Consider the following 9384-nt stretch of genomic DNA (forward strand, 5'->3'; position numbering starts at 1 on the left):
GTTCGACGCCGGTGACCTTGCCTCCGACGACGCCGAGCATGGCTCCGCCGGGGGTGCTGGAGCGGCGTTCCTGCATCTTGTCGAGATGGTCGACTGGAACCTCGCGGTCGCGACCGCGACCCGACTCCTGCGCCCGGGCCCCGAGGTGACCCGCGACGAGGCCCGCGAGGTCGTCGCGGAACTCCGCCGGCACGCCAAGGCGTCCGAGGAACACGTCCGCGCCTTCACCCGGATGGTCCCCGAAGGCCACGAACCACGGGACACACCCGTCCTCGTCGTCGACCGCGCCGGCTGGGTCCGCGCCAACGTCGCCGGCTTCCGCGAACTGCTCTCACCCCTCCTCGACAAGATGCAGGAACGCCGCTCCAGCACCCCCGGCGGAGCCATGCTCGGCGTCGTCGGAGGCAAGGTCACCGGCGTCGAACTCGGCATGCTCCTGTCGTTCCTCGCCTCCCGCATCCTCGGCCAGTACGAGACCTTCGCCCCCGCCACCCGCGAACTCCCCGCCGGCGACAACGGCGGCGGACGACTCCTCCTCGTCGCCCCCAACATCGTCCACGTCGAACGCGAACTCGCCGTCGCCCCCCACGACTTCCGGCTCTGGGTCTGCCTCCACGAAGAGACCCACCGCACCCAGTTCACCGCCGTCCCCTGGCTCCGCGACCACCTCCAGGGCGAGATCCAGTCATTCCTCGGCGCCACCGAGGTCGACCCCTCCACCGTCGTCGAGCGCCTGCGCGAAGCCGCCCAGGCCCTCGCCGGAGGCCGCCCCGAAGGCGAGGAGGGCGAACCCTCCCCCTCCCTCGTCGAACTCGTCCAGACCCCCGAACAGCGCGAGATCCTCGGCCGCCTCACCGCCGTCATGTCCCTCCTCGAAGGACACGCCGACTACGTCATGGACGGCGTAGGACCCCAGGTCGTCCCCTCCGTCGCCGAGATCCGCGAGAAGTTCCAGCAACGCCGCGCCCGCGGCGCCTCCCGTCTCGACCTGGCCCTGCGCCGCCTCCTCGGCCTCGACGCCAAACTGCGCCAGTACCGCGACGGCGAACGCTTCGTCCGCGCCGTCGTCGACCAGGTCGGCATGGACGGCTTCAACCGCGTCTGGACCTCCCCGAACACCCTTCCGACCAAGACCGAGATCGCCGCACCCGCCGACTGGATCGCGAGGGTGCACCGTAAGGCAGACTCCTGAGACGGATGCGGCGGACGGCAGAAGAAAGCGCCACCAATCACCCATCCGAGGGACCATAAGCGAAGAGCAGGCGTGCAATGCTCGGTAAACGGCCGGGTTCTGTCACCATCGACGCACTCTGAGTGACCGAACCCCCTCTTCCGACCGTTAAGTCTCCGACCGAGGCACCCCACTCCTTCACGAAGGGCACCGGACATGGGTCCCCATCCTGCGGTCGCGGCGATACGCCTGGCGGTCCGCCGCGTACTCCACGACATCCTCACCGAACACCACACCGACACCGGCGAGCCGACCACCGAGCCCCTGGTGCTCGTCGCCTGCTCCGGCGGCGCCGACTCCATGGCACTCGCCTCCGCACTCGCCTTCGAATCCCGCAAACTCCCCCTCCGCGCCGGCGGCATCACCGTCGACCACGGACTCCAGGACGGCTCCGCCCAACGAGCCGCCGAAGTCGCCGACCGCATGACCGCACTCGGCCTCGACCCCGTCGACGCCGTCACCGTCACCGTCGGCCGCGAAGGCGGACCCGAAGCCGCGGCCCGCGACGCCCGCTACGCAGCCCTCGACGCCGCCGCCGAACACCACGGCGCCACCGCCGTCCTCCTCGGCCACACCCGCGACGACCAGGCCGAAACCGTCCTCCTCGGCCTCGCCCGCGGCTCCGGCATCCGCTCCCTCTCCGGCATGGCCGCCGTCTCCGGCACCACCCGCCGCTACCGACGCCCCTTCCTGGAACTCGACCGGCAGACCGTCCGCAAAGCCTGCGTCGCCCAGGAACTCGCCGTATGGGACGACCCCCACAACGCCGACCCCGCCTACACCCGCTCCCGGCTCCGCCACGAAGGCCTCCCCGCCCTCGAGAAAGCCCTCGGCAAAGGCGTCGTCGAAGCCCTCGCCCGCACCGCCCAGCTCTCCCGCGACGACGCCGACGCCCTCGACTCCTGGGCCGCCGACGCCGAAGCCTCCGTACGCGACGACACCGGCCGCCTCGAATGCGCCAAACTCTTCGGACTGCCCCCCGCCGTCCGCCGCCGCGTCCTCCGCCGCGCCGTCATCGCCGAGGGCGCCCCCGCCGGCTCCCTCTTCGCCCGCCACATCGAAGAGGTCGACCGACTCATCACCGGCTGGCGCGGCCAAGGAGCCATCAATCTGCCCGGCCGCGTCGAGGCACGCCGGCAGGGTGGCAGACTGGTCATTCGGCAAGGCTGACGCAAGCTGCAACGAAAGTGACCCGGGTGAACGAGAAGGACATGGGCACCGACCTCAAGTCGGTGCTCATCACCAAGGAAGAGATCGACGCGAAGCTGGCCGAGCTGGCCGCGAAGATCGACGCAGAGTACGCGGGCAAGGACCTGCTCATCGTCGGAGTCCTCAAGGGCGCCGTGATGGTGATGGCGGACCTGGCACGCGCCCTGTCCACCCCCGTCACCATGGACTGGATGGCCGTCTCCTCCTACGGCGCCGGCACCCAGTCCTCCGGAGTCGTCCGCATCCTCAAGGACCTCGACACCGACATCAAGGGCAAGCACGTCCTCATCGTCGAGGACATCATCGACTCCGGCCTGACCCTGTCCTGGCTCCTGTCGAACCTCGGCTCGCGCGAGCCCGCCTCCCTCGAGGTCTGCACCCTGCTCCGCAAGCCCGACGCCGCCAAGGTCGCCATCGACGTCAAATGGATCGGCTTCGACATCCCCAACGAGTTCGTCGTCGGATACGGCCTCGACTACGCCGAGAAGTACCGCAATCTCCCCTTCGTCGGCACCCTGGCCCCCCACGTCTACGGCGGCTGACACACCCGGACCCCAGACCGGAACCCAGGGAACCAGCACCGCCTTCCCGCCGTTGGAGCAAGGGAAGGCGGTCTCCGGTCACAATGCTGGGGTACCGTCCGAAGAACAGCTTTTTCTCACAGCAGCATTTACCTACGGGCAGGAGGGACGGAGCGTACCCGCTCCGTATGGATGGACGTGAAGCGATACTTCCGTGGGCCGGTCATGTGGATCGTGCTGGCCGTCCTCGCCGTGGTCGTGCTGATGCAGGTCGTCGGCTCGTCCGAGGGCTACAAGACGGTGGACACCAGCAAGGTAGTCCAGGCGATCAATGACAAGCAGGCCAACCAGGTCAAGCTGACGACCGGCGACGAGCAGGTCATCAAGGTCGAGCTCAAGAAGGACGCCGACAAGGACAAGTACGGCGGCAGCACCAAGATCCAGGCCAGCTACATCGGTGACCAGGGCGCCAACCTGACCACCACCCTCCAGGAACAGTCCGCCTCCGGCGCACTGGACAAGGGCTACACCGTCTCCCCCGAGCGGCAGAGCCCCTTCCTCTCGATCCTGTTCTCGCTGCTCCCCTTCGTCCTCATCGTGGTCGTCTTCCTCTTCCTGATGAACCAGATGCAGGGCGGCGGCTCCCGAGTCATGAACTTCGGGAAGTCCAAGGCCAAGCTCATCACCAAGGACACCCCGAAGACCACCTTCGCCGACGTGGCGGGCTCCGACGAGGCCGTCGAGGAACTCCACGAGATCAAGGAATTCCTCCAGGAGCCGGCCAAGTTCCAGGCCGTCGGCGCCAAGATCCCCAAGGGCGTGCTGCTCTACGGCCCGCCCGGCACCGGCAAGACCCTCCTCGCGCGCGCCGTCGCGGGCGAAGCCGGCGTGCCGTTCTACTCGATCTCCGGCTCCGACTTCGTCGAGATGTTCGTCGGCGTCGGCGCCTCCCGAGTACGCGACCTCTTCGAACAGGCCAAGGCGAACGCACCCGCGATCGTCTTCGTCGACGAGATCGACGCCGTCGGACGCCACCGCGGCGCCGGCCTCGGCGGCGGCCACGACGAACGCGAGCAGACCCTCAACCAGCTCCTCGTCGAGATGGACGGCTTCGACGTCAAGGGCGGCGTCATCCTGATCGCCGCCACCAACCGGCCCGACATCCTCGACCCGGCACTCCTGCGCCCCGGACGCTTCGACCGGCAGATCGCCGTCGACCGCCCGGACATGCAGGGCCGCCTGGAGATCCTCAAGGTCCACCAGAAGGGCAAGCCGGTCGCCCCGGACGTCGACCTCGGCGCCGTCGCCCGCCGCACCCCCGGCTTCACCGGTGCCGATCTCTCCAACGTCCTGAACGAGGCGGCGCTCCTCACCGCCCGCTCCGACAAGAAGCTGATCGACAACCACTCCCTGGACGAGGCGATCGACCGCGTGGTCGCGGGCCCGCAGAAGCGGACCCGGATCATGTCGGACAAGGAGAAGAAGATCACCGCCTACCACGAGGGCGGACACGCCCTGGTCGCGGCGGCATCCCCGAACTCCGACCCGGTCCACAAGATCACCATCCTGTCCCGCGGCCGCGCCCTGGGCTACACGATGGTGCTCCCGGACGAGGACAAGTACTCGACTACGCGCAACGAGATGCTCGACCAGCTGGCCTACATGCTGGGCGGACGCGCCGCCGAGGAACTCGTCTTCCACGACCCGACCACGGGCGCCGCGAACGACATCGAGAAGGCCACCACCACGGCCCGCGCGATGGTCACCCAGTACGGCATGACCGAGCGACTCGGCGCCATCAAGTTCGGCGGCGACAACACCGAGCCGTTCCTCGGCCGTGAGATGGCCCACCAGCGCGACTACTCGGAAGAGGTCGCCGCGCTGGTCGACGAAGAGGTCAAGAAGCTCATCGAGACCGCGCACAACGAAGCGTGGGAGATCCTCGTCGAGAACCGCGACGTCCTCGACAACCTCGTCCTGCAGCTCCTCGAGAGGGAGACGCTGGGCAAGGAGGAGATCGCCGAGATCTTCGCCCCCATCGTCAAGCGCCCGGCCCGCCCCGCCTGGACCGGATCGGCCCGCCGGACGCCCTCCACGCGTCCGCCGGTGCTCTCCCCCAAGGAGCTGGCCCTGACGAACAGCGCGAACGGCGCGACCCCGGTCGACACCACCAAGTCGATCGAGATCGCCCCGGAGGACACCCCGGAGTCCTGACCCGGAATGGATGCCGCGCCCCCCAGGTTTTAGCCTGTGGGGGCGCGGCATTTCGCGTACTCAGGGCAGACGGAACGAGGCACAGATGACCGACCCGGTGACGCTGGACGGCGAGAGCACGATCGGCGAGTTCGACGAGAAGCGCGCCGAGAACGCCGTGCGCGAGCTCCTCATCGCGGTCGGCGAGAACCCTGACCGCGAGGGGCTGAAGGAGACACCGGCGCGGGTTGCACGTGCGTACAGGGAACTGTTCGCCGGCCTCTGGCAGGAGCCGGAGGACGTGCTGACCACGACGTTCGACCTGGGCCACGACGAACTGGTCCTCGTGAAGGACATCGAACTCACCAGTAACTGTGAACATCATTTGCTCCCGTTCCACGGTGTGGCCCACATCGGCTACATTCCGGCGGAATCGGGGAAGATCACGGGCCTGTCGAAGCTGGCGCGTCTCGTCGACGTCTACGCGCGCCGTCCGCAGGTGCAGGAGCGGCTCACCACGCAGATCGCGGATTCGCTGATGCGAATCCTGGAGGCGCGAGGGGCGATCGTCGTGATCGAGGCCGAGCACATGTGCATGTCCGTCCGCGGCATCCGCAAGCCGGGCGCGAAGACGACGACGTCCGCGGTGCGTGGCCAAATGCGCGACGCTACTACGCGAGCCGAGGCCATGTCCCTGATATTGGCACGTTAGCCGCGGATCTCCCGTTCGGGTTCATAACCTCCCCGGTCAGTGAGTCGATCACCGACCGGGGAGGTTTTTTCATGGGGTACGGGCTTGTCAGCAAGATGCTGGTGAACCTGGTCGAGGGGTGCGCCCAGGCCAGGACGGTCGTTCCGGGCCAGGTCATGTGGACGTTGGACGGCGACCGGACGGTGCACACCGTCGTCTCGGAGGTCACCGCGACCAAGGCCCGCGAGGCCGTCGAGGTGGTCACCGACCACATGGCCTTCGTCGCCGGCCCGGAGCTGCTGCTGAGGACGCCCGAGGGCTGGACCCCCGCACGGGACGCCGTCGGGGCGGCGGTCGCGTGGACCCCGGCGCGGAAACTGTGCAGGGAGCGTCTCCGGATCCGGCCGGGATACGACTTCGGTTACTTCGTCGGCGCGACCTGCGCGGACGGCACCGTCGGCCGGAACTACGTGTCTCTGATCGTCAACGAAGAGGGGTTCGCGTCCCGCTACGCGACCGCCCTCACCGCCTGCACGGGCCTGCCCGCACGCCTGGAGACCGTGACGCGGCCCTCCGGCTACCTCGGGCGCGATCTTCCGGGCTTCCGGGTGCGCGTGGTCTCGTCGTACCTGGCCGACCTGGTGAGGCAGTACGTGGGCGGCGACGCGCACCACATGCGCCAGGGCTTTCCCAGGGTCGTCCTGCGTGACCCGGTGACGTTCACCGGATTCATCGACGGATACGTGGACGGAGACGGGTTTCGCAGCAAGGGCCGCTTCAAGGGCAGGATGGTGGTGAGCGCCAACGTGCCCTTCCTGCGCGAGTGGGCGGAGATCATCGGCGCTCGCTTCACGCCGAGTTCCGTCCCCGGACGGGCCTCACGACTCTGCGTCGCCGACAGCTGGCCCGCCCGGGGCACCTACCGCCCCGAGGCGCATCCCCTCCAGCTCCGGGAGTCCTCCTGGGTCACGGTCCGCGACGTGCGTCCCCGGCCCGCCGCCGGGACCAAGCCGTTCACCTTCTACAGCTACCGGCTCGCGCCCCATCCCACGTTCCTGGTGAACGGGCATCTCGTGCGCGAGCCCCGGTAGGCCGGCCGCTCGGGCCCGGTCAGGTGACGGGGGCCGAGCCGTTCTTGCCGTTGTTCTCGTCCTCCGGGAGCTTGCAGACGCGCTCCAGGAAGAGGGCCGCCGCGATGACCGCGGCGCCGGCCAGGACGGCGAAGCCGGCGTAGATGGCCTGGTCCCGGCGGGCGGGGACGTCCAGGGAGCCGAGGAGGAAGACGCCGACGCCGCCGTACATGCCGGCGACGAGGGCGGCGACGAGGGCGCTGGCCTGGCCGAAGACCACGGCGCGGGCCGCCATCAGCGGTTCCACGCCCTTGGCGTCCGGCCGGCGCTCGCGCTGGGCCTTGAGGCGGGCGCGGATGGAGAGGGCGGTCGCGGTCAGGACGGCGGCGATGGCGGCGAGCACGATGGGCGCGGCCAGGGGGACGCTCGGCAGGGTGCCGACGGCGTCCCACAGGCGGGCGCCGCCCCAGGAGAGGACTCCGGCCACGATGAACAGTCCGGCGAGCACCTTGAGCCGCAGTTGTTTCACCGGGTGTCCTTCGGGGGTCGGAGTCGTCAGGGCTGTAGTCGATCTCTGACGAGACTAACGACTACTCGGGCAGACGGAGTTCCAGGTCGGTGCGTGGCATGACGCCGTCGTGGCCGAGGGAGGCGAGGAGGTCGCCGACGGTGCCGTGTCCGGGGATGCGCCTCGGGGCGGTAGGTGCCCCGGGCGGGCCAGCTGTCGGCGACGCAGAGTCGTGAGGCCCGTCCGGGGACGGAACTCGGCGTGAAGCGAGCGCCGATGATCTCCGCCCACTCGCGCAGGAAGGGCACGTTGGCGCTCACCACCATCCTGCCCTTGAAGCGGCCCTTGCTGCGAAACCCGTCTCCGTCCACGTATCCGTCGATGAATCCAGGGTGAGGACGGGGTCGTCGGAGACGACGTCGGCGTAGGCGACGATGTCGACGTCGATGGTGCGGGCGCCCCAGCGTTCTTCGCGGACGCGGTGGAAGGCTTCCTCGACGGCGTGGGCGCGCTCCAGGAGGGAGGAGGGCGGCAGGGTCGTCTTCACGAGGGCGACGGCGTTGAGGTAGGAGGGCTGGCTGCCGGGGTCGACGCCCCAGGGCTCGGTCTCGTAGACGGGGGAGACGGCCTTGACGCGGACGCCGGGGGTGTCCTCGAGGGCGTCGATGGCGCCCTGGAGGGTTTCGAGGCGGTTGCCGAGGTTGGAGCCGAGGGCGATGACGGCCCACTTGGGGTTGGAGAGGGTGGTGTCGGCGGCGTCGACGGCTGCGACGACGGACGCCGGTACGGGCTGCACGGTGGGATCGCTGTGCGTGGCTTTCATACTCGGCTCCGGGTGATGGTGACGGTCACGTCGTCGAAGGGGACCGTGATGGGGGCGTCGGGCTTGTGGACGACGACTTCGACCTCCTGGACGCCGGGGTGCTTGAGGCATTGCTGGGCGATGCGTTCGGCGAGGGTCTCGATGAGGTCCACCGGTTCGCCCTGGACCACGTCGACGACCTCTTCGGCGACGACGCCGTAGTGGACGGTCTTGGTCAGGTCGTCGTCGGCGGCCGCGGGGCGGGTGTCGAGGCCGAGGGTCAGGTCCACGATGAAGGTCTGGCCTTCCTCGCGCTCCTTGGGGAAGACGCCGTGGTGTCCTCGGGCCTTGAGGCCGCGCAGCGCGACACGATCCACGGGGGTTCCTCCTGCTGTCGTAGTTCCGGGGGCCACGCAGCCGGGTGCGGACGGCCGGGTGTCCTCCTTCGAATCTACCTGCGGGCTCCGACAGCTCTTGCCCGTGGGGGCGGGAGGTGAGGGGCACACTGGCTGGGTGCGGCCCCTACCCAGGGGGTTGGATTCCAATCCCCTGGGCCACTCGAAAGGCGCAGGATTGCGTCAGGTGCCTGGTTCTTCGTCGTCTTCGTCGCCTGATTCGGCGAGGACGGGGGAGCCGTGGTGGGACCAGATCTTCCAGCCGTCGGGTGTGCGGCGGAACACGTTGGTGGCGACGACGAGCTGGCCGACGAGGGGGCCGAGTTCGGCGCCGTCCTCGGCGGGGCCGCCGCTGAGGATGTTCTCGGTGCAGGTGACGATGGCCACGTCGGTGGTGAGGGACGTCTTGACGTCGGTGAGGAAGAACTGGATGTACTCGGTGTTCGCCATGATCAGGGCGTAGGAGCGGAGTACTTCGCCGCGGCCGGTGAGGACGGGCCAGCCGGGGTGGACGCAGCTGATGGGGGTGGCTCCGTCGTCGAGCCAGAGGGTGGAGATCTCTTCGAAGTCGCCGCGTTCCATGGCCTCGTAGAAGGCGGTGTTGGCGGCTTGGACGGCTTCGGTGTCGGCCGTGTGGGTCACGCGGCTCCTTCGACGGCTCTGGCGACTCGGACGGCGTCGGCGGTGGCTCTGACTTCGTGGACGCGGACGGCCCAGGCGCCTTCGTGGGCGGCGATGGCGGAGACGGCGGCGGTGGCGTGGCG

General features: G+C 69.2%; 9 protein-coding genes and 2 pseudogenes. 6 read left to right on the forward strand and 5 right to left on the reverse strand.

Translation table 11 applies throughout. The annotated features are described in order from the left end of the window. Nucleotides 1-85: 85 nt before the first annotated feature. The 6 genes from EAO71_RS20520 (at nt 86) to EAO71_RS20545 (ending at nt 6936) form a co-directional block, all read left to right on the forward strand. The gene (locus EAO71_RS20520; protein WP_147979033.1) at nt 86-1192 is read left to right on the forward strand and encodes a zinc-dependent metalloprotease; all 1107 of its coding nucleotides are present in this window, start codon (nt 86-88) and stop codon (nt 1190-1192) included. A gap of 195 nt (nt 1193-1387) precedes the next feature. Further along, nucleotides 1388-2401 carry a tRNA lysidine(34) synthetase TilS gene (tilS, locus tag EAO71_RS20525; RefSeq protein ID WP_147979034.1) on the forward strand — a complete coding sequence of 338 codons (1014 nt, stop codon included), beginning with the start codon at nt 1388-1390 and terminating at the stop codon, nt 2399-2401. Between the two features lie 41 nt (nt 2402-2442). After that, the gene (gene hpt / locus EAO71_RS20530) at nt 2443-2982 is read left to right on the forward strand and encodes a hypoxanthine phosphoribosyltransferase (RefSeq protein ID WP_132917781.1); all 540 of its coding nucleotides are present in this window, start codon (nt 2443-2445) and stop codon (nt 2980-2982) included. A 171-nt stretch (nt 2983-3153) separates the two neighbouring features. Then, a complete protein-coding gene (ftsH, locus tag EAO71_RS20535; RefSeq protein WP_147979035.1) occupies nt 3154-5175 on the forward strand; it encodes an ATP-dependent zinc metalloprotease FtsH in 2022 nt (673 codons plus the stop codon). 85 nt (nt 5176-5260) lie between these two features. Next, nucleotides 5261-5866: a GTP cyclohydrolase I FolE gene (gene folE, locus EAO71_RS20540; RefSeq protein ID WP_147979036.1), complete on the forward strand. Its 606-nt coding sequence runs from the start codon at nt 5261-5263 to the stop codon at nt 5864-5866. A 71-nt stretch (nt 5867-5937) separates the two neighbouring features. Further along, complete coding sequence (locus tag EAO71_RS20545; protein WP_261992208.1) at nt 5938-6936, forward strand: hypothetical protein; 999 nt, start codon at nt 5938-5940, stop codon at nt 6934-6936. A gap of 19 nt (nt 6937-6955) precedes the next feature. Here the strand turns inward: EAO71_RS20545 and EAO71_RS20550 are convergent, their stop codons facing one another. The 5 genes and pseudogenes from EAO71_RS20550 to EAO71_RS20565 form a co-directional block, all read right to left on the reverse strand. After that, on the reverse strand, nt 6956-7444 hold the full coding sequence (locus EAO71_RS20550) for a DUF3180 domain-containing protein (RefSeq protein WP_147979037.1): 489 nt from the start codon (nt 7442-7444) through the stop codon (nt 6956-6958). Between the two features lie 61 nt (nt 7445-7505). Beyond that, nucleotides 7506-7598 (reverse strand): annotated as a pseudogene (locus EAO71_RS38985) (2-amino-4-hydroxy-6-hydroxymethyldihydropteridine diphosphokinase); the annotation flags it as partial. A gap of 213 nt (nt 7599-7811) precedes the next feature. After that, nucleotides 7812-8246, reverse strand: a pseudogene (folK, locus tag EAO71_RS20555) (2-amino-4-hydroxy-6-hydroxymethyldihydropteridine diphosphokinase); the annotation flags it as partial. Further along, nucleotides 8243-8602 carry a dihydroneopterin aldolase gene (folB, locus tag EAO71_RS20560; protein WP_147979038.1) on the reverse strand — a complete coding sequence of 120 codons (360 nt, stop codon included), beginning with the start codon at nt 8600-8602 and terminating at the stop codon, nt 8243-8245. The pseudogene folK and the gene folB, both read right to left, overlap by 4 nt. A gap of 201 nt (nt 8603-8803) precedes the next feature. After that, the gene (locus EAO71_RS20565) at nt 8804-9262 is read right to left on the reverse strand and encodes a nuclear transport factor 2 family protein (RefSeq protein WP_147979039.1); all 459 of its coding nucleotides are present in this window, start codon (nt 9260-9262) and stop codon (nt 8804-8806) included. Nucleotides 9263-9384: the final 122 nt, after the last annotated feature.

Origin of the sequence: Streptomyces sp. MS191, assembly GCF_008042125.1 — a bacterium.
Lineage (GTDB): Bacteria > Actinomycetota > Actinomycetes > Streptomycetales > Streptomycetaceae > Streptomyces.

Coding starts and splice junctions, on each gene's coding strand:
- ftsH (WP_147979035.1), top strand. CDS start 3,154: ATGGACGTGAAGCGATACTTCCGTGGGCCGGTCATGTGGATCGTGCTG.
- EAO71_RS20545 (WP_261992208.1), top strand. CDS start 5,938: ATGGGGTACGGGCTTGTCAGCAAGATGCTGGTGAACCTGGTCGAGGGG.
- folE (WP_147979036.1), top strand. CDS start 5,261: ATGACCGACCCGGTGACGCTGGACGGCGAGAGCACGATCGGCGAGTTC.
- EAO71_RS20520 (WP_147979033.1), top strand. CDS start 86: ATGGTCGACTGGAACCTCGCGGTCGCGACCGCGACCCGACTCCTGCGC.
- tilS (WP_147979034.1), top strand. CDS start 1,388: ATGGGTCCCCATCCTGCGGTCGCGGCGATACGCCTGGCGGTCCGCCGC.
- hpt (WP_132917781.1), top strand. CDS start 2,443: ATGGGCACCGACCTCAAGTCGGTGCTCATCACCAAGGAAGAGATCGAC.